Here is a 20,277-nt window from a genome sequence, read left to right on the forward strand (position 1 = left end):
GTTTATTTTACTTTGCATTTTAAATTGGAATACAAAATACTGCCATGAGACAAATAACCTGTTTGCTGTTACTATTTGGTTCAACGTGGCTTTTTAGCCAAAAAGACAGTGTTGAAATTCGCTGCAAGGTCCAAGGCCTTAAAAGCGGAACGGTCAAATTAATAAGTGTGTTTGGCGACCAGAATTTATTTGTGGATTCTACCTTTTCAAACGAACAAGGGGAATTTGAATGGATTCGTAAAAAACCCTACCATCCAGGTTATTATTATTTGATTTTACCGGATTACACAAACTTTCATATGATTTTGGATGCCGATCAACATTTTTCAATGGTTACTACCAAGGAAGATCTAATTGGCAACATGCGGGTTAAGGATTGTATTGATAACCAGCTGCTGTACGAGTCACTCAAACTTCAATTAAAACATGAAATAGCCATGGATTCTCTGAATACCATGAAAAATAATGCTCCAAATGACAATTTGACCTTAGATAAATTTGATTTGGGTATTAAAAAAATTATTGATGAGAAGAAACAACAAATGGAGGGGTTCATAAAAAAATATCCTGATGTTTTTTTTGTAAAATTTAAACGGGCAGGACAAAACCCTGATTTGATGAATCTTCGTAATGCTAAGGGAGAAGTCGATCGCGACCGACAACTGGAAATGTATCGGCTTGCCTTTTGGGATAATGTTGATTTAAGTGATACGCGTCTTTTGTACACTCCGGTATTGGTCAATAAGTTGAAGAAATTTATATTGGAGTTAACACCACAACATCCGGATTCTATCATTCGACAAGCTGATTATATTATTAAGAAATCTTTGGTGAATAAAGAAATATTTCAGTTTGTCAGTAACTGGATTGCGTTAAACTATGAACCAACCAAGACGAAGGTAATGGACGGGGAAGCCGTTTTTGTATTTATTTTGGATAAATACTTTACAAAGGAAAATGCATTTTGGATGGATGAAAAAGAATTAGCTGCAATAAAGAAAAAAGTATATGAAATGCAATCCAGTTGTTTGGGTTGTCAGGGACAAGATATTATTTCAACAGATTTAAACGGAGCAACACGTTCCATTTATGAGCTGAAAGAAGATTTTGTGATAGTGTATATGTATGATCCGGACTGCGACCATTGTCAGAAAGAAACGCCCCAGCTGATTCAGTTTTATAAAGAATGGAAAGCTAAAGGAGTCGAAGTATTTGCGGTTGTATTAAATTCAACAGATCAAAAATGGCGCGACTTTGTAAAAAAATAGCAAACGGATCTTTGGATCAATGTTCACGATCCAACCAATCGAAGCATATATGCTAAATATTTTGTTGATATCACTCCTGAAATTTATGTTTTGAATAAAGAGCGTAAAATCATTGGTAAAAATTTAAAACCAGATCAAATTAAATTAATTATTGAGAAAGATCTGGCCAGCAGATCAAAATGAGGGATCCCGTTCAAAAACAATGGGTTGAAACCCATTGTTTATAAACGGGGCATATTGCATTGATATTCAAAATGATACTCCCTCACTAGTTTGATAAAATTTGCCCATTCCAAATCTGGGGTTGAAACCCCAGATTTGGAATGGATACTTATAGCTTTCTAATTTATCTAAGATTAATATGATAGAACCAAAAGAGCTTCTGGGTTTAATAAAAAAACCGGTCAACAAAGTCAACCGGTTCCGTTCACAATATGAAGAGGTTCTCAGAGCCAATATATGAGAACCATTAAAATAGGTAAGTATATTTTAGAAAAGACATTTCTTATTCATATCAAAAGAGATCCCAATTTATCAATCTAAGCAAGGAATAATTTTTTTAATCCAAGCAAACCTTCTAAAATAGCTCGTATTATTATTTCAAACTTTATTAAATTTCATAACATAGATTTATAAATGAAATCCCGATAGATCCATAAGGAAATACCGGGATTTTCTCGTCACAAATTTCAATATTACAGCCCTAGCGTTCCAGGCTGCCACTAATTTTTAGTTTTTAGAGCAATGGTTGCTCGATAAAGAAGTTTAGATTTTTCATATATGTTTAAAATGTAAGTACCAGATTGAAAGCGATCATTCAGTTGAAGGATGCTTTGTTGACCGATCCACTTTTGTGATAACAAAACACGACCATTTAAATCACACAATTGAATATCCTTTTCCGGAGACAGCATGTCAGTTTCCAAGATCAGATAGTCTGTCCCCGGATTCGGATAAATGTTCACATTTAGTATTGAAGGATCGGCAACTTTAATTGAAACAATAATAAAGTCCCTGTTTATTGTATGTATTGTTGTATTCGTTTGAATCGGTGCATTAAAATCAAAATAAATTGAAGCCGTATTGGATAATTTGGTTTCTAAAGGCGCTTTGGAATTGGGTCGAATGGAATACTGAACAAATCCTTGTGAATTGGCATCATCAATCGATTGGTAAGGGAGATAAATCGGGTCAAAGCGGAAGCTTAATACCCGATTTATCAAACTAAAACTAAAAGGGTGCGATGCATTCAGGATCTTAAGCGTACTTAGATCCATCCATTCACTTAAGGTATCAACAATAACTACTTTAAATGCAGTGTCGTTTCCAGTATTTTGGAAACGGATTTTATATTCTAAGGTTCGTTGGGATTCAATATAATGATCTGATTGATATCCCAAAGGACTTGCCGTTTTATCATTGGGATCAAATGAAGATCTGGAAGCTTGACAATCAATTGCAATGTTGGGATCTTCTTCATCTTCCGGAAACATTAAATAATAACCGGTACTGATTCCTCCGGAACCATTTTTACCACAGGCTTCCAAGGCTATAGAAGGATAAGATAAGCCAGGATGATTTTTAACCTGATCTGTAATCAGTCGATAGGTTTTTCCATTTGCTGGGTATTCAATATCAAAAAAACTGGCCTTATTTAATTTGATATCCTTCTTTAAACCAGGCATGATATCGTCTTCCACAATCCAATATTGAACCGGATCAGGCATATCCTGTGTGCCAATATTTTGAATACGGAATTTATTTTTTCCATTTTCACATTTGGCATCTAATTTTATACTGGCACCGGACCAGTTTGCCGGAATAATGCAATCTTTATGAGGCAGTATTTCTGCACTGACACAATGCGTTTGACCAATACTTGTAGAATCACAGTCTATGTTTACGGTAATCGTAAAATTTCCATGTTTAAAAATATCAAGCTTTCCTATTAGAAATTCTGCATAGGGCGCTTGAAAATTTGAAATCGGAATGCTGGCACCCTTCAAACTCATAAAGGGATCTAATTTAATAAGTACCTTAACAGAATCAGCTGCCAGGGTGCCGATGTTCTCATAATGTATATAATACGAGTAGTCCACACATCTGCGGACAATAGGGGTGTTTATTTCAACAGATAATTCCGGACAATCAACCACGGATTGCATGCCATAACTCAAACCGATAATTTTTGTAGTTGAATCAATCAACACCATTTGATAATTTGTACAAGAAGTCCAAAGAGAAGTAACCGGAAGTATTTTGTAATAATGCAATCCAAATTCTTGTTTCGTATAAAACAAGTTTTGTGGATTCTTATACGTGTTGATTTGATTATTAAAACTATCTAAAATGGTATATTGCGTAAATAAGTCTTCCTGAAATTCGTAGTTACAGTTTTTATTAATATCAATATAGGCATTAAAAAAACTTGGAACATTCAACAATGCATCACAGGAATTATAAAGTTTGACAATTTGTGGAATTAAGTTTGGATCTTTTATCTCCGTTGGAAGCGGGGATTGTACAAATTCATAGCAATGGGAGAAATTTGGATTGGATTTCCAAAGTATCCGAAATACCAATTGTCCATCTGGTATATTGAATCCATTTATAAATAAAACATCCCAACTTACAGAAATCGTTTTTGAAATGGAATTGTAAGTAATATTCACACCCGACTGAAAATTCATTAATTGAATTTGATCTACACCTGCAAAATCACCTTGATTGTTAATTTCTTTAAGAGAAAAATGCATCGTTCCCACTCGTTGAAAATGGGTAGCTCGTAACTCGATGATATTGGTATCTAAATTCCAACCCTTATCTATTAAATAAAGACTTACGGTGTTTTGTGCAATTAAAGCATTTTGAAATCCGAAAATCCCAAAAATTAAAACACTTGTACTTAGTATAATTCTGATATATCTATTCATGGCTTTGGCCATTATTTCAATACAAAAGTATCTGAATCAATTGCCCTTAAAAAATAAAAATATTGTAATTTGTAGCCTAATTAACAAAAATAAAAAACTATAATACATTGATATACAATATTATAAGATATTAATTTGTATAAAAAAATGAAGAATCCTCAATTTTTAGAGCTTTATCTTAACTTAAATCTGAAGCAAAAAGCAGGATTTAGAAGGTATTTGGCTTCACCTTATTATAATACCAACAAAAAACTAAGCCTAAGTTTTGATTATTTAGACCACTTGACAGATTTAAAAATTGAATTGCTAAAACCAGCCTTATTCGACAAATTGTATCCTGGTGAAGCCTATTCTGATGTCAAATTGCGTTTATTGTTTTCTGAACTATTAAAACAGTTAAAAAATTTCCTTTTTATTGAGGAAAAACAACAAAATGAATATGAAAAAGAACTTTTCTACATTCGATTTCTGAGGAAGACCAAGCAAATCAAACTTTTTGAAAATCAAACAGAAAGCTTTCGGAATGAATTAAAAGGAACTAAGACCTGGAATCCTGATATTTATGAGATCCGGCATCAGCTGGATATGGAATTATTGCATTATGAATCGTTTAAAAATCGTTTTAGTTATTTTGATTTTAAGGAAAGTTCAGAAATCCTGGAAATTGATTCCTTAATAAAACGACTGCGCATCTATTTGGAACAACTTTCACATGAGGCCATTGGCGCCAGTAGTTTTGAATATCCATTAATTGATGCCTGGGTTGAATTAGCCGAAAAAAACGCTTGGGATCAAAAGCCGGAATTGGGTATTTACATGATGGCTTTGAAAATGTACCGTTATCCAACAGAAGAGCAGTATTTCAGAGACTATCTCAGTTTAATTAGCCGATATGAAAAGGACTTTGATTTTGAACGAGGCCGTGAAATTTATTTAACTGCATTAAATTATAGCATTCGGAAAATCAATCAAAACGATCCTCGTTTTTTTGGACAAACGCTTCAACTATTTCAACATTGCGTTAAATTTGGTTGGCTGCTGGATTATGGAGTCATGAGTTCGCTTACATATAAAAACATTATTTCTTTGTGCATTCGGATGAATGATTTGGATTTAGCCATCAAACTTCTGGAGGATTATAAAAATTTGGTTAATCCTAAAGAACGAAATCCGATATACAGTTTTAATCTTGCTAAAATTTATAAAGAGCAAAAAGAATATGCCAAAGCATTGTATTTATTAAACACCAGTGTATTTCGTGATCCATTGATCGAATTAAATGCTCGTGTGGAAATGATTAAAATTTATTATGAAATAAAGGAAGATGAATTAATGCATAATCAGATTAAGGCGACCGCTAATCTTATGAAGCGTTCAAAAAAATTGGGCTATCACAGAGAGTATTACAATAATTTTTTAAATACGGCCAATAGATTGTTTTCCACAAAACAAATTCAGAAGATTGAAAAGGAAAAATGGCTAGAGGACATTCGAATGGACAACCGGCTCATTGAGAAAAGCTGGTTGTATTTAATGGTAGATCGTTTGAAGACGAACTAAGTCTATAGAAAGGAGTCTTTAAGGAAATTTTGCAATGGTACAAATCTGCAATGGTACAATGGTATTTAGTCTATAGAAAAGAAGTCTTTAAAGAAATTCTGCGATGGTTCAACCCCGCAATGGTACAATTTTAACAAATAAAACTAACTAAATAACTAGTTACCGACGGCGTCCCGCCGAGGTCAGAGGGGATTTGCTTTGACATACATAAAGGGGGCTTGTCTTTATAAAGGAAGGCTTTTGCGAAATTTTATAATAGCACACATCTGCAATTCTGTTAATCTAAAAACCTTAAGGTTCCCAACCAAAAGAATCATAAACTAAATACAAATCGTTCCCATAAGTTTTTAATAAATTTGCATCATTACATTATTTATTTTAAACAAAAACGATGAATCCAATTTTAAGAAATATTTTGGCAGTTGTAGCCGGAGCTGTTATTGGCAGTGTGGTAAATATGAGTATCATCATGATGAGTGGGTCCGTAATACCTCCCCCTGAAGGCGCTGATGTCACTACAATGGAAGGACTTAAAGCAGCCATGCACTTATTTCAACCCAAACATTTTTTAATGCCTTTTTTGGCGCATGCTTTGGGTACCTTGGTCGGAGCTTATATAGCTGCCCGGTTCGCAGCAAACAACAACATGCGTTTCGCCCTGCTAATAGGTCTGATTTTCTTAGCCGGTGGAATTTTATGATGCTCCCTTCCCCACTGTGGTTTACATTAGTTGACTTATTGGGTGCATACATCCCAATGGCCTATCTCGGTGGAAAATTTGGGAATAGGCTAGAGGTTAATAGGCTAGAGGGCTAAAGGGATAATTTCGTCCATCTTACATCGACCTTCGTCATCGGTCATTCGTCATTCGTAATCCGTCATTCGTAATTGCCTTTTAGCGTTCTTTAACCATATTCTCCAAATAGCCTGGTCTGCGATTGCTGGGTTCTAATTGAATGCGTGAAGATGCAATCAATCGTTCTTTTGGACTGAATAAAAAGATTTGCGGTTGCGCTTCGTATAAAACTTCCTGAAATCGAAGGTAAGCTTGATTGCGACGATCTTCTGTTGCACTGGTGCGGATTATTTGAATTAAACTATCTGTTTCTGGAGTTGCAAATCCACATCGATTGGAACCACCGGCTTTTGCATTGCTGCTATGCCAGTTTTGAAATGGATCGTATAAAGATGGTTGCTGACTGATATTCAAGGCAACCATGTCAAAATTTAAGGCATTTAAATCTTTCAGTATAAGTGAAAAATCTTTATTGACCGGATTGATTTCAACGCCAATCTTTTTTGCTTGTTCTTGTAATAAAAGGGCAAGCTTTTTACCACCGTCACTGCTCACCATTAAATTTAATGAAAGCTTAGTATGTTTGCCTTTTATCATTTTGTCCAGGATACCATCTTTGTCACTGTCCTTCCAACTGGATTTCTGTAGTAAACTAAGTGCAGAATCTATTGAAAATACGATGGGTTTCAATTGTTGATTGTAATAGGATCTGGAAGGATGCACGGGTCCAACTACTTGTTGCGCTAAGCCTTGCATGACATTTTGAATAAAGGATGGAATATCTACAAGATAAGCCAGAGCCCTTCTTACATTTAAATCCGAAAGTATATCCGTGCGGGTATTGAAATCAATATAATTGTATTGAAATATACCCGGTGTAAAAAACTGTAACTTGGTTTTAGAGCTGCTGTCCATTCGCAAAGCTTCAAACTGTCTGGGTGAGATATCTGTACAGATATCCACACTTCCATCTTTCAAAGCCAATACAGCAGTAGCTTCATCCGGAATAATTAAATAACTGATTTTATCCGGATTGGCCTGAAGCATTGCTTGATTGCTTGCATATTTCTCCCCCCACCAGTTTTTCTTTTTTTCTAAAATAATTTTGGATCCCGATTCCCAGGATGTTAAACGATAGGGCCCACATCCGGAAATTATTTTTTTGCAAAAATCTGCGGATTGAAATTGATCTGCAAATTTTTGAAGTCCGGTCCACTCTGCAGTCGTCCAACTGCTACTGTCTTTTGTCAATAAATCCCGAATGGTATATTTCTGCATGATGCGTTCAGGATCATAAACATATTCTGGATACACATTTATGTTTCCACTGAGTTCTTTCGCTAATAAGTAATTTTTTGAAACCACTACTTCCAAATGTTTTGGATCAGCTTCATTCCAGCGGATGTCGCGAATATTTTTTAAAGTACTTTTCCAATTGGTATTTTTAATAAATGGATTTAATGCCGCCTTTACTGAAAATGCATAGTCGGCTGCTGTAACGGCGGTGCCATTATCCCAAACAGCTTCTGGCAAAATATCACTGGCATATACATCACTGCTATCATTTGAAGAAAGAAGGGCAGGAATCGCTTTAACCAAGAGCGGCGTAAGTTCAATTTTATCCATGTTATACTCAATCAGAGGGAACATGATCAATGCTTCTATCTGTGTTGCAGAGCGGGTTTGAGAGACGATTGGTTGCAAACAATCAACATCTTCCTTCAACCGAATCCGCAAATGAAATCCTTCCACTTTGGAACCTGACTGACAAGCATGGAAACCTGAAATGATAGTTAGGAGCAAAATACATTTCAAAACATTCATCCATTTCATAATTTGATTGTTTAAAGGCTGGACTAACAATGGGGTACCCGACAAAGATACAAATGAAATGAAAAGGATTTTAATAGCAGGAGGAAGTGGTTTGATTGGCACGAGTTTGTCTGATTTTTTAGCTTCAAAAAATTATCAGGTAAGCTGGTTGAGCAGGAAGACTGCACACCAAACGTTTCCAACTTTTTATTGGAATCCGGAAAAAATGGAGTTGGACAGCAAGGCACTCCAAAATCTGGATGTCCTAATCAATCTGGCAGGGAGCTCAATTGGAGAAGGACGATGGACTTCCGATCGAAAGATGCAAATTTTAAATTCAAGAACTGCATCCATAAAAACATTGAAGCAGCATTTAAGTACTTTGAATAATAAAATTCCGCTGTTGATTCAAGCATCTGCTATTGGATATTATGGGAATTGTGGCGATCAAGCTTTGAATGAAGATTCAGATTGTTGTGTACCAGATTTTTTATCCCAAACCTGTGCACGATGGGAGCAGGAAGCGACCCAATTGAAAGAATTTGTTGAAAATATGAGCATCATTCGCACCGGTTTATATTTAAATTCTAAAGGGGGCGTTTGGCCAAAGCTTATCCAAACGAAGGCGTTGCGTTTTTTAAATTACTTTGGTTCGGGTGAACAATTTTATTCCTGGATTCATGTACAAGATTACAATCGGGCCATTGAATTTATCATTCAACAAAATGCATCCGGAATTTTTAATTTTACTTCACCACATGCTGTTAAAAATAAGAATCTGGTAAAAACGATTTGCAAATTAAGCAAGCATACTTGTATTTGTTTTCCAGTTCCAGCTTTTATGCTAAAGCTAATTCTAGGTGAGCAAGCAAATTTATTATTAAATTCTAACAATGTTTATCCTAAAAAATTATTGGATGCAGGCTTTAAATTTTCTTTTAATTCTATTGAACAAGCGATTGAGGAATTGAATGGAAGCCTATAGAGAAGACGTCTGTAGGGAAAATCCTACAATGCTGCAATTCTGGAATGTTGCAATTGATACAAATCATAATAATAGAATGTTCAACCCAATCTCAATTGGCAAACTAAATATCATAAATTCATTTGTACCTAATTCATGGCAACAAAAATTGCATTATTACCGCAGCTATCATTATTTTGAATGAATGATTTTAGTATCAATCGCATTTTATTCAAAAATTTATTTCAAGCTTTGTTCTTACCTCCAGACCTCCGGACCATCAGACCTCCAGACCTCCAGACCTCCAGACCTCCAGACCACCAGACCATCAGACCATCAGACCGTCAGACCATCAGACCTCCAGACCTCCAGACCTCCAGACCATCAGACCATCAGACCATCAGACCTCCAGACCATCAGACCTCCAGACCTCCAGACCTCCAGACCTCCAGACCATCAGACCATCAGACCATCAGACCTCCAGACCTCCAGACCTCCAGACCTCCGGACCATCAGACCTCCAGACCACCAGACCATCAGACCATCAGACCATCAGACCTCCAGACCTCCAGCCCATCAGACCTCCAGACCTCCAGACCATCAGACCATCAGAACTCCAGACCATCAGACCATCAGACCATCAGACCTCCAGACCTCCAGACCATCAGACCATCAGACCATCAGACCATCAGACCTCCAGACCACCAGACCTCCAGACCTCCAGACCTCCAGACCTCCAGACCTCCAGCCCATCAGACCTCCAGACCTCCAGACCTCCAGACCTCCAGACCTCCAGACCTCCAGACCTCCAGACCTCCAGACCTCCAGACCATCAGACCTCCAGACCTCCTTTTTCCAGCATTCATACCCAGATTTTCCCTTGAAAACCAATGAATTATAATATTTTTGTAGAAATTTTACTATTTTTTGAATAATTATGCAACGAATCCGCCATTGGATTCTCTTTTATTCAGAAAGCAAACGAAATACCGGCATGGAGCATTTGGTGGAACGGGTTAAACAAAAGGATCAAAGGGCGTTTAAGGAGCTCTATGATCTCTTTGCCAAGCCTATGTACAACATTTGCCTTCGAATTATGAACCATGAACAGGATGCACATGATGTATTGCAGGAGAGTTTTGTAAAAGTGTTTCAGAACATTCATCAATTGCAAAAAGCGGAATTGTTTCCAGCTTGGATTAAAAGAATTTGTGTTAATACGGCCATTCAAGCAGTAAAAACAAAAAAGAAAATGATCCTGGAAGAATGGGATGATGTGCCAGGAATGATCAATCTCCAGGACGAACAGGAACTGGTTGAAGAGGCGGCATTCGAACAAAACATTCATGAAATTCATGAAGCAATTAAAAAATTACCGGATCGATACCGCATTGTTTTTTCACTTCATGTGTTGGAAGATTATTCACATGAGGAAATTGCAAAGATGTTAGGCATCGTTTCTGGAACTTCTAGAAGCCAATATTTAAGAGCTAAACAAAAATTGATTGAACTTATTAAAAAAAATAAAAACAATGTCAGATCCTTTGAAAAAGTATATTCAGCAAGCTAAACATCAATTTGATGTGGAGCAGCCGGATCCGGATTTGTTTGGAAAAATTCTGGCTCAGCTTGAACAGGAAGAAATGAAACCACTTCCGGTGAAACGAAACTTTAGCTATTCATTTCAATGGTTGGCAGTGGCCGCTTCCTTAGTCTTGCTGATTGTTTGTGGTATTTTATTGTTTAATACTCAAAGTACTACAAATCCTGAACTAGCACAAAATCACACATCCAACCGATCTCAAAGTAATGAAAGGTTGCCAGCAACGATAGCAAATACTGATCAACAATTGGCAACAAATAGTAAGGATGCATCTAATTATAAAAATACATCGGATTCACAAAGCAAAGGGCTGCTTTTAAATGAATCGGAAGCAAGCTCAAAGGCATTGATTGCAAGTACAAAGAATGAACGGAGCAATTTGGTAAATCTTGGTGAGAAGAATCAACCAACAACCGAATTAAATACAATCAGTGATCCTTTAAAAATGGCAACTGGAGTATCAGATGTTGCAAGCAATGTGGAGAATTCCCAAAATCATGTGAATGAAATTAGTGGACAACAAATAGTGCATAAAGAAGAAATTGCTGCAAATGAAAGGAGTAACAGTTCAGAAAAATTAATGATTACACCAAATACACAATCATTAACTGATAAGGGAAATGTAAAAGAAGGTAATGTAATTCCCCAGGCATTGGTTGATACACAAAAGGGTGCTATAGAAAATGAATCTGATTCTGAAAATCAAGATTTGAAAGGTTTTATAAAGAAAGGATTTTTTAATTTTCTATCTAAGAAAGCAAAAAAATGGTCAGGCGATGCTTTGAGCATTGAAAATCAGGGCAAGAAAGATGAAACTATTTTAGCCTTGCATTTTAAAAATGAAAAGTTTGAATTTTCAAAAGCAATCCACTTTTAGTTTTCAAAAAGAATCTATTATTTAACAATATAAATTAGCAAAAATGAAAAGCAACATGTTTTTATTAGCCATAGCTATGGTTTGTACTATAGGCTTCCTTCAGGCCCAGGAATCTCCGAAGCCACCTGCTCCACCGCCTGCTGAATCAATCATTCCTCCAGCTCCACCAAAGCCTCCGGTTGTGGAAAATGAGGATACAACCAGGATCTCATTGGGGGATAAACAAATTTTAATTATTAACAAAAAATCAAAAAAAGATCCGAATGAACAAACAGAAGCAGAACGCGAACTGGAAGACCAATTGGATGATGTAAAAGATGAATTGGAGGCTGCCAAAAGGGAATTAGACGAAGAGAAATTGGAAATGGAACGCGAAAAGCAAAACATGGAATTGGAAGTAGAAAAACAGCACAAAGGGGGCAAGCATAATGAAAACAAAGCACCAGGTGAGAAACGTAAGTACAAAACTGAAAAGAAAAACAAATCAGCAAACGTAGATTTTATCGACATTGATTTGGGAGTAAATTTTTTAAAATTTGGAAATGATATTGCCGAATCTACCAAAGATGATTTGAAATTAAAATACTGGGGCTCCTGGAGTACAACTTTTACTTTTTTACCAACTAAAATATATTTGGGAACTCCGAATCTGATGTTGATGACCGGATTTGGATGGCGTATTGGTCAATTTGAGTTTAAAGAAAAATTGGATTTCGAACCAAATCAAACCCTTTTATATGCTAAGTTTGATAATATTAAGAAATCCCAGTTTGTAATTCACCAATTGCAAATCCCTTTGAGTGTTTATGTTCAAAGTAATAAAATAAAAGGATTAGGCCGCATCGGTGCAGGCTTTGGTGGATATGCAGGATTATTAATTCATCAAGAGTTGGAAACGGATACTGAAAAACCTAAGCGTTCAATTGAAACAGAAGAAGATTTTGGCTTTGAAGATTTTCGATATGGTCTTTCAGCTCGTATCGATGTTGGAGCTTTAAAATTATTTGCAAATATGGATATGAATGATTTATGGAAGGATCATGATATCAGAAATATTGAATGCGGACTTTGGTTTGATTTTTAAAAATGAAATACCAACCTGAGTAAAATCAGTTTAAACGTTTGACTTTCTTCATAATGTGGTTAGCCTGTAGTTCGATGGAGCTGCAGGCTCTTTTTTTTACAATTCATCTGAAGTGATGGATGAATCAATAGACCGGGTTGTTTCTATCTTTGTTTTCTAATATAACCCATTGCATTTAGACAAAAAACCATTAAGCGACTTTATCAACAGTCTTGGATTTTTCCATGTAGGATTTGCTCGTGCCCGTTACCTTGAAGAAGAAGCAGATCGTCTTGAAAATTGGCTCAATCAATCGTATCAGGGTGAAATGAATTATCTCGAACGATATTTTGATTTTCGTCTTGACCCTCAAAAATTAATGCCAGGATGTAAAACGATCATAGTGTTGGCAATGAACTATTTTCAAGAACCAAGAGCAACAAATGAAAATCAAAGTAAAATCTCCATGTATGCCTTGGGCAAGGACTATCATAAGATTATTCGATCAAAAACTAAGGCCATCATTCAATGGATGCGGCATCAATATGGCGACATAGCAGCACGAGCCTTTGTAGATTCAGGTCCGGTATTAGAACGTGTTTGGGCAAAAGAATCCGGCATAAGCTGGACTGGAAAAAACACCTTGTCTATTAATCCTAAAACGGGCTCTTATTTTTTTCTTTCCTGCATTCTAACCGATTTAGAATTTGAAGCCGATACACCCATTAAAGCGTATTGCGGAACTTGTAAAAAATGCATCGATGCTTGTCCGACTCAAGCAATTCATGAAGACGGTTTTTTACTGGATGCATCTAAATGTATTTCCTATCTGACAATTGAATTAAAATCGCAGATTCCAGAGGAGTTTAAAGGTAAAATGGATGATTGGATTTTTGGTTGTGATGTTTGTCAGGATGTTTGTCCTTGGAATCGTTTTTCTAAGCCAACAGAAGTCGAAGCGCTTTTCAGTTCAGATACCATTAAACAACTTACAAATCAAGAACTTCTTGAAATGGACGAAGTTGCATTTAATCTTTTGTTCATGCATTCCCCACTTAAACGTAGCGGACTGAAAGGCCTGCAAAGAAACATCCGATTTATTCAATAATCTAAGAGTCTGCCAGCCCAACAGCCCCAAAATCAGTAGTCAGCAGTTAGGAGTCAGTAGTCAAAAATTCAAATTCCATTACTGGCATTCAGTCCCAAAGCCCAACAGCCCTAAAATCAGTAGTCAGCAGTTAGGAGTCAGTAGTCAAAAATTCAAATTCCATTACTGGCATTCAGTCCCAAAGCCCAACAGCCCCAAAATCAGTAGTCAGTAGTTAGGAGTCAGTAGTCAAAAATTCAAATTCCATTACTGGCATTCAGTCCCAAAGCCCAACAGCCCCAAAATCAGTAGTCAGCAGTTAGGAGTCAGTAGTCAAAAATTCAAATTCCATTACTGGCATTCAGTCCCAAAGCCCAACAGCCCCAAAATCAGTAGTCAGCAGTTAGGAGTCAGTAGTCAAAAATTCAAATTCCATTACTGGCATTCAGTCCCAAAGCCCAACAGCCCCAAAATCAGTAGTCAGCAGTTAGGAGTCAGTAGTCAAAAATTCAAATTCCATTACTGGCATTCAGTCCCAAAGCCCAACAGCCCTAAAATCAGTAGTCAGCAGTTAGGAGTCAGTAGTCAAAAATTCAAATTACTGGCATTCAGCCCCTCAGTCCTCCAGCCCTTCCGCCCTTCCTCAAGGAACTTTTCTTAGATTTTTATTGTTTATATACAAATTATCTCTGCGGATAATCCTCGTCACAAGCTTAAATTACAGATGGCATTAATTTGTAATATTTGTATTTAACCAAAGTGCAGGCCAGGACATTTTGATATTCAGCCAAGCTTTACTATTTTTAAACTGTTTTAAACCAGAGAAATGAGACGTAGCAATTCATGGAATTGGGTTTTTCTGCCTTTATCGTGTATCCTTTGTTCTTTTATTAACCCTAAAAGTCCAACAACACTGACAGTCGATTGTCCGGCTCCAATCACCTTGATTGAAGGATCTAAATTTGACACCACCGTTACTGGGGTTCCGGTAGTGACTCAAAATACAGGAGGTGCTGTGACGATCTCCTATTTGGAAGTGTATCAGAAAGGCGATTGCCGCAATCGTGCCGATTTAGTAAGCCGTATTTTTACGATTACCAATGCAATGGGTGAACAAGTTCGTTGCAACCAATATATAACGATTAAACATTTAAGTGTTGATGATATTTATATGCCATCAGATACTACAATGGATTATCCGGATAGTCTGAATTCATTTCAGAAAAAATTATTACAACTTCCGAGCAATTTGGGCTCTGTTAAAATTACCTATTTTGATACGAGGATTTCTCAAAATTGTAACATTCCGGTACGAATCAGAAGACAGTGGAATTTAGAAGATGTATGTAACGGACAAATTAGAAGTGGAACCACATTTATAAATGTGCATAAATATTTTAACAGCTTTAAGCAATTCAACCAACAAAGTGATGTGGTGTGTGCTGAGGAAGGTTTTATTTCATTGTCTCCAGTTGGTGAATTTTTACCTTACAAGTACAAATGGAGCACCGGCGACAGCCTTCCTTCCATTAATAACAGAGGTGCAGGTGCCTATACCGTAACGATTACAGATCGTTTTGGGTGTTCTGGAAATTTTGTATATAATTTACTTTCCATGTCACAGCGTGCAGACATCGGGGGAAAAATCACTACGGATGATGGCATTCGTGTGATTCCAGATTCACTGATTTTTGAAAACGAAAGCCTGATTTCAAAATATTGTATCTCTCAACAAAGCGGTATTCATTATGGCTTTACCCTGAAGACCCGTAAGGCTGGAACCTATAATTACCGATTTGTAAAAAATACCGGTGCACGCGAGGCCATATCAACAAAAGATATTGTATTGATCCAAAGACATATATTAGGTTTAGCAAAATTTACAGATACGCTTCAATACATTGCTGCCGATGTCAATTACAATTTTAACATTACAGCTTCAGATATTACTGAATTGAGAAGATTGATTTTAGGTGTCAAAGAAAATTTTAGCATTGTAAAACCCTGGTATTTTTTACGCAGCGACTGGCGAAGTGTTGCAAAACCCAACAGACCAATTGCAGAAATTGAATTTAAAGGCGTTGCAGTAACCAACTTACCATTGACCAATGTAAATGTATTTGCTCTTAAAATGGGTGATATTGATTTAAGTTATAATGGATTGCAGTCAAAAAACCTGGAATCCAGAAAACAATCAGAAGAAGTGTACCTGGAGTTAAAAAATTCCATTGTGGAAAATGGAAAAACCTGGGTACCAGTTTATTTGAAATCAAAAAATGCTGTATTGGGAATCCAATTTGATTTAATAAACAAAATTGATGCAGCAATTCAAATCAAAAATGTGCAATTGGATGAATCAGCATACAACTCTGAAAAAAATAAGCTGCGGGTCAGCTGGAGTCGTGGAAACACCCTGAATTGGAATCCGGAATTGCCTTTGTTTTACATCGCTTCAGATGATCAACGCAATCTGGAGCTTCATCCAGATTTTTCAGCAGAATGGTATGACCAGGATTTAGTGGTGTATCAATTGCCTTTATATGTAAAGCAAACCTTCACTAATAATAAGGCAAGCTTTTATATAAATCCAAATCCTGCGAACGATCAGATACAAATTCATTTTGATGAAGAAATGTGCGAAGTAAAATTATATGATTTGTTTGGGAAGTTAATTACAAGTCAGTTTATTCGTTCCGGAGAACAACTAGACATCCGAAATTTATCAAGTGGAATGTATTTGGTAAATTGCATGGGAAATTCAAATAGTCTTGGCACAGAGCTTCTACTAATTAAATAGGAGCTTTTAATTGTAAATTATGAATGTTGTTATTACAGGATCCAGTAAGGGTTTAGGAAAAGCCATTGCTATTTCATTAGCCCGTAAAAATTATAATTTGTTTATTCATTCACGATCTGAATCTGATTTAGAACAATTAAAGAATGAATTGCTGGAAATAAATTCAGAAATTAAAGTTTATTATTTTGCCTGTGATATTTCCGTCCGAACTCAAGTGGATACCTTGATAAAATCCATTTTGACCGTATTTCGGGAAGTAGATATTTTAATAAATAATGCCGGAAATTATTTAGGGGGTTCGATGGTAGATGAACCAGAAGGTCAGCTAAACTATTTGTTGGATTGCAACCTCATGAGTGCATATCATTTGACTCGAGGCTTATTACCAAATATGTTGCGAAGGCAAACTGGACACATCATAAATATGTGTTCGATTGCAAGCCTGGATGCATATCCGGGTGGCAGTTCGTATTCAATCAGCAAATTTGCGCTTTTGGGTTTTAGTAAGTCTTTGAGATTGGAGTTAAAAGATCAGGGCATTCGAGTTACAGCAGTTTTACCTGGAGCCGCATGGTCTGATTCCTGGAAAGGAGTTAACCTGCCGGAAGACCGCTTGATGCAGGCAGAAGATGTTGCAAAAGCAGTCGTATGCGCAATAGAAATGAGTCCTTCCGCAGTACTCGAAGAAATAATCCTAAGGCCACAGAAAGGAGATTTATAAATTAAATAGTTTATGTCAGTTCCAAATTTTGTCAGTTACCAACCGTTGCTGTTCACTGAGCAAAAAATGTTTGCTCGGGCAGATGACTTTTATGCACTCATGGATCACCGTCGAACCGTACGGGATATATCAAGCAGAGCGGTTGACCGGCAGTTGATTGATATGATATTAAAAATTGCCAGCACCGCTCCTTCAGGTGCACATAAACAACCCTGGACTTTTTGTGTCGTAAGCAATCCTGAAATTAAAAAGCAAATACGTGAAGCCGCGGAGAAAGAAGAATATGAAAACTATCATGGAAGAATGCCAAAGGATTGGTTGGATGATTTAGCTGCACTGGGTACAGATTGGCATAAACCATTTTTAGAAACTGCACCCTATTTGATCGTAGTATTTAAAAAATCCTATGATTTGGTCAATGGCATAAAAAAGAAAAATTACTATGTCCAGGAGTCCGTCGGTTTAGCTTGTGGATTTTTAATTGCAGCCATTCACTATGTCGGATTAGTATGTCTGACACATACACCCAGTCCGATGAATTTTTTACAGGAAATTTTAAACAGACCTGAAAACGAAAAGCCATATTTATTAATCCCTGTTGGATTTGCATCAGATGCTGCAATGGTTCCTGCATTAAATCGGAAATCCTTAAACGAGATCGCTTGTTATTATTAATGGAAATTGCGAGCAATCCTTATTTTAAACTTTAACTATCTGCTATCAACATTGACTTAACATATACATTTAAAGGCCATAAGGGTGCTGTGTATGCAATTTGCCAGGGTCTGAAACCAAATGATTTATTGAGTGGTGGAAGTGACGGGTTGATTACCCATTGGCAAATTGGGAAAGAGAAGGATGGCGTTTCTATCGCCAGGATGGAGGATAAAATTTTCTGTTTGTTGTTGGATGCCAAAGCCCAAACACTGTATGTTGGCACGATGTCAGGGGATCTATACAGCATCCGTTTAGATGGAAGCGCATTCGTTAGGCGTTTTCGATTTCATACAAAATCTATTTATCGACTTGCCTTGTGGAATGATTTTCTGATTTCGATTTCCGGAGATGGAATCATATCCCTTTGGAATACCGCCGATGGACAATGGGTGCATCATTTGCATCTCAGTCCAGCAAAGTTGCGCAGTCTGACTGTTGATGAAGTAAACAATATGGTGTATGTTGGAGATGGTAATGGCAATCTGTATCAATTAAAATTACCTGAATTCAAATTGATTGAAAAAAAAATAGCTGCCCATGATAAAACGGTCTTTTCAATGGCTTGTTTGCAAAATCCCGAACTAGTTATTACAGGAGGAATCGATGCACGATTAAAAACCTGGGACAACAATCTAAACAATAAAATTGAACATAAAGCGCATTGGTTTGCGATTAATGACATTATTTTTCTGGAGGGAACTGATTTTATAGCAACAGCAAGCAGAGATAAAAGCATCCGAATCTGGCAAAGACAAACATTGGACTTGGTGAAAGAGATTTCCCGACCTAAATTTGCCGCCCATTCGCACAGTGTGAATAGTTTGTGTTGGTTTAAGGAATCCCAAGTACTATTTTCCGCAGGAGACGATGGAATGATTTACGGTTGGCACATTACAAGTTAAAGATGATATTAAGCGATAAGAAAATTTTAGAAGCAATTGAGCAAAAGAATATTATCATAGAGCCCTATGATAAATCTTGTTTAGGTACCAATTCATACGATGTGCATTTAGGTAAAACCCTGGCTGTTTATACCGAACGAATGCTAGATGCTAAAAAACACAATGCCATTGAATATATAGAAATTCCGGCAGAAGGTTATATCATTCAACCCGGTACCCTGTATCTGGGCGTTACAGAAGAATATACTGAAACACATCATGCAGTTCCTTTTCTGGAAGGAAAATCCAGCGTAGGTCGCTTGGGAATCGATATTCATGCAACAGCCGGCAAAGGAGATGTTGGATTTTGTAACAACTGGACTTTAGAAATCAGTTGTGTCCAACCCGTTCGAATTTATGCCGGGATGCCCATAGGGCAATTAATTTACTTTATGGTCGATGGTGAAATAGAAAATTTCTACAATAAAAAACAGAATGCAAAATATACAGAACGCACCAATAAACCGGTGGAAAGTATGATGTGGAAAAATAAATTTTAAAATCAGTTTTTAACTTTTGCCTTTCTAAGCGTTTTCTTTTTTTATTATAATAAACAATTCATTTCCTGCTCTGGGCGGAATGCTGTTATAGCACGATTCCATTTTTTGAATGTTAAAATTCTTGGAAAATAATTCACGGTATTCAAGGAGCGTTCCACCAAAAGGCGGACCTTCTTTCTCAAAATGAATGTTGAAGAGAAGGCCGATTATTTTGCCACCCGGTTTGAGAAGTTTAGAACAGCTTTGGACGTAGTCAGGTCGAAGTAAAGGATCCAATGCACAAAAAAAAGTTTGTTCTATTATAAGATCATAAGATTCTTCATGATGAAAGAAATCTCCATACCAAATGTGAATTTGTGGAATAGCTTTAAATTTTTCTTTTAGATTTTCGACTGCATAATGAGCAATGTCTAGTAGATGAATGTTGGTAAATCCCAAATCAAAAAGTGCTGTGGCTTCATACGCATTTCCACATCCCGGGATTAAAATTTTTGCATTTTTATTGGGGTATTGCTTCATGTATTCTACTAAAGCGGGAGCGGCGTAACCAACATCCCATCCGGTTTGTCCGTTTTCCCATCGATCTTGCCAAAATGTTTGGTCTATATTCGTCATCTTGATATTTAGAATGTATTGGA

At 36.6% G+C, this 20,277-nt stretch carries 16 protein-coding genes and 1 pseudogene; 14 read left to right on the plus strand and 3 right to left on the minus strand.

Annotated elements, in window-relative coordinates; translation table 11 throughout:
* Positions 1-44: 44 nt before the first annotated feature.
* On the plus strand, positions 45-1,268 hold the full coding sequence (locus IPK91_11255; GenBank protein MBK8297833.1) for a redoxin domain-containing protein: 1,224 nt from the start codon (positions 45-47) through the stop codon (positions 1,266-1,268).
* Positions 1,269-1,990: 722 nt separating this feature from the next.
* Here IPK91_11255 and IPK91_11260 read toward each other — a convergent pair.
* A complete protein-coding gene (locus tag IPK91_11260) occupies positions 1,991-4,201 on the minus strand; it encodes a T9SS type A sorting domain-containing protein (GenBank protein MBK8297834.1) in 2,211 nt (736 codons plus the stop codon).
* Between the two features lie 147 nt (positions 4,202-4,348).
* Between IPK91_11260 and IPK91_11265 the strand changes: the two genes are divergently transcribed.
* Complete coding sequence (locus tag IPK91_11265) at positions 4,349-5,761, plus strand: hypothetical protein (protein MBK8297835.1); 1,413 nt, start codon at positions 4,349-4,351, stop codon at positions 5,759-5,761.
* 391 nt (positions 5,762-6,152) lie between these two features.
* A pseudogene (locus tag IPK91_11270) lies at positions 6,153-6,577 on the plus strand (hypothetical protein).
* 79 nt (positions 6,578-6,656) lie between these two features.
* Here IPK91_11270 and IPK91_11275 read toward each other — a convergent pair.
* Positions 6,657-8,390: a hypothetical protein gene (locus IPK91_11275; GenBank protein ID MBK8297836.1), complete on the minus strand. Its 1,734-nt coding sequence runs from the start codon at positions 8,388-8,390 to the stop codon at positions 6,657-6,659.
* A 58-nt stretch (positions 8,391-8,448) separates the two neighbouring features.
* Here IPK91_11275 and IPK91_11280 point away from each other — a divergent pair, with 58 nt between their 5' ends.
* The 11 genes from IPK91_11280 to IPK91_11330 all read left to right on the plus strand — a co-directional run bounded on the left by IPK91_11280 (position 8,449) and on the right by IPK91_11330 (position 19,639).
* Positions 8,449-9,354, plus strand: a complete 906-nt coding sequence (locus IPK91_11280; GenBank protein ID MBK8297837.1) for a TIGR01777 family protein — start codon at positions 8,449-8,451, stop codon at positions 9,352-9,354.
* Between the two features lie 180 nt (positions 9,355-9,534).
* Positions 9,535-10,227 (plus strand): hypothetical protein, encoded by a 693-nt coding sequence (locus tag IPK91_11285; GenBank protein ID MBK8297838.1) that lies wholly within the window; start codon positions 9,535-9,537, stop codon positions 10,225-10,227.
* A 43-nt stretch (positions 10,228-10,270) separates the two neighbouring features.
* Positions 10,271-10,903: an RNA polymerase sigma factor gene (locus IPK91_11290; protein ID MBK8297839.1), complete on the plus strand. Its 633-nt coding sequence runs from the start codon at positions 10,271-10,273 to the stop codon at positions 10,901-10,903.
* Positions 10,878-11,813: a hypothetical protein gene (locus tag IPK91_11295; GenBank protein MBK8297840.1), complete on the plus strand. Its 936-nt coding sequence runs from the start codon at positions 10,878-10,880 to the stop codon at positions 11,811-11,813. Before IPK91_11290 ends, IPK91_11295 begins: the two co-directional genes overlap by 26 nt.
* Before the next feature lie 43 nt (positions 11,814-11,856).
* Positions 11,857-12,897 carry a hypothetical protein gene (locus tag IPK91_11300; GenBank protein MBK8297841.1) on the plus strand — a complete coding sequence of 347 codons (1,041 nt, stop codon included), beginning with the start codon at positions 11,857-11,859 and terminating at the stop codon, positions 12,895-12,897.
* 169 nt (positions 12,898-13,066) lie between these two features.
* Positions 13,067-13,984, plus strand: coding sequence for a tRNA epoxyqueuosine(34) reductase QueG (gene queG, locus IPK91_11305; GenBank protein MBK8297842.1), 918 nt, complete (start codon positions 13,067-13,069; stop codon positions 13,982-13,984).
* Between the two features lie 805 nt (positions 13,985-14,789).
* Positions 14,790-16,760, plus strand: a complete 1,971-nt coding sequence (locus IPK91_11310) for a T9SS type A sorting domain-containing protein (GenBank protein MBK8297843.1) — start codon at positions 14,790-14,792, stop codon at positions 16,758-16,760.
* A gap of 19 nt (positions 16,761-16,779) precedes the next feature.
* Entirely contained in the window at positions 16,780-17,481 is a 702-nt protein-coding gene (locus tag IPK91_11315) for an SDR family oxidoreductase (protein ID MBK8297844.1), read from the plus strand.
* A 12-nt stretch (positions 17,482-17,493) separates the two neighbouring features.
* Positions 17,494-18,156, plus strand: coding sequence for a nitroreductase family protein (locus tag IPK91_11320; protein MBK8297845.1), 663 nt, complete (start codon positions 17,494-17,496; stop codon positions 18,154-18,156).
* 89 nt (positions 18,157-18,245) lie between these two features.
* Entirely contained in the window at positions 18,246-19,100 is an 855-nt protein-coding gene (locus tag IPK91_11325; GenBank protein ID MBK8297846.1) for a hypothetical protein, read from the plus strand.
* A gap of 2 nt (positions 19,101-19,102) precedes the next feature.
* Complete coding sequence (locus IPK91_11330) at positions 19,103-19,639, plus strand: dCTP deaminase (protein ID MBK8297847.1); 537 nt, start codon at positions 19,103-19,105, stop codon at positions 19,637-19,639.
* Positions 19,640-19,663: 24 nt separating this feature from the next.
* On the opposite strand, the gene IPK91_11335 is transcribed toward IPK91_11330, so the two are convergent.
* A complete protein-coding gene (locus IPK91_11335; GenBank protein MBK8297848.1) occupies positions 19,664-20,254 on the minus strand; it encodes a methyltransferase domain-containing protein in 591 nt (196 codons plus the stop codon).
* Positions 20,255-20,277: the final 23 nt, after the last annotated feature.

The organism is Saprospiraceae bacterium, from assembly GCA_016712145.1.
Taxonomy (GTDB): Bacteria; Bacteroidota; Bacteroidia; order Chitinophagales; family Saprospiraceae; genus Vicinibacter.

Bases quoted from the DNA above. Each gene is read 5' to 3' on its own strand.
- IPK91_11255 (MBK8297833.1), top strand. From the start codon at position 45: ATGAGACAAATAACCTGTTTGCTGTTACTATTTGGTTCAACGTGGCTT.
- IPK91_11260 (MBK8297834.1), bottom strand. From the start codon at position 4,201: ATGAATAGATATATCAGAATTATACTAAGTACAAGTGTTTTAATTTTT.
- IPK91_11265 (MBK8297835.1), top strand. From the start codon at position 4,349: ATGAAGAATCCTCAATTTTTAGAGCTTTATCTTAACTTAAATCTGAAG.
- IPK91_11275 (MBK8297836.1), bottom strand. From the start codon at position 8,390: ATGAAATGGATGAATGTTTTGAAATGTATTTTGCTCCTAACTATCATT.
- IPK91_11280 (MBK8297837.1), top strand. From the start codon at position 8,449: ATGAAAAGGATTTTAATAGCAGGAGGAAGTGGTTTGATTGGCACGAGT.
- IPK91_11285 (MBK8297838.1), top strand. From the start codon at position 9,535: ATGAATGATTTTAGTATCAATCGCATTTTATTCAAAAATTTATTTCAA.
- IPK91_11290 (MBK8297839.1), top strand. From the start codon at position 10,271: ATGCAACGAATCCGCCATTGGATTCTCTTTTATTCAGAAAGCAAACGA.
- IPK91_11300 (MBK8297841.1), top strand. From the start codon at position 11,857: ATGAAAAGCAACATGTTTTTATTAGCCATAGCTATGGTTTGTACTATA.
- IPK91_11310 (MBK8297843.1), top strand. From the start codon at position 14,790: ATGAGACGTAGCAATTCATGGAATTGGGTTTTTCTGCCTTTATCGTGT.
- IPK91_11315 (MBK8297844.1), top strand. From the start codon at position 16,780: ATGAATGTTGTTATTACAGGATCCAGTAAGGGTTTAGGAAAAGCCATT.
- IPK91_11320 (MBK8297845.1), top strand. From the start codon at position 17,494: ATGTCAGTTCCAAATTTTGTCAGTTACCAACCGTTGCTGTTCACTGAG.
- IPK91_11330 (MBK8297847.1), top strand. From the start codon at position 19,103: ATGATATTAAGCGATAAGAAAATTTTAGAAGCAATTGAGCAAAAGAAT.
- IPK91_11335 (MBK8297848.1), bottom strand. From the start codon at position 20,254: ATGACGAATATAGACCAAACATTTTGGCAAGATCGATGGGAAAACGGA.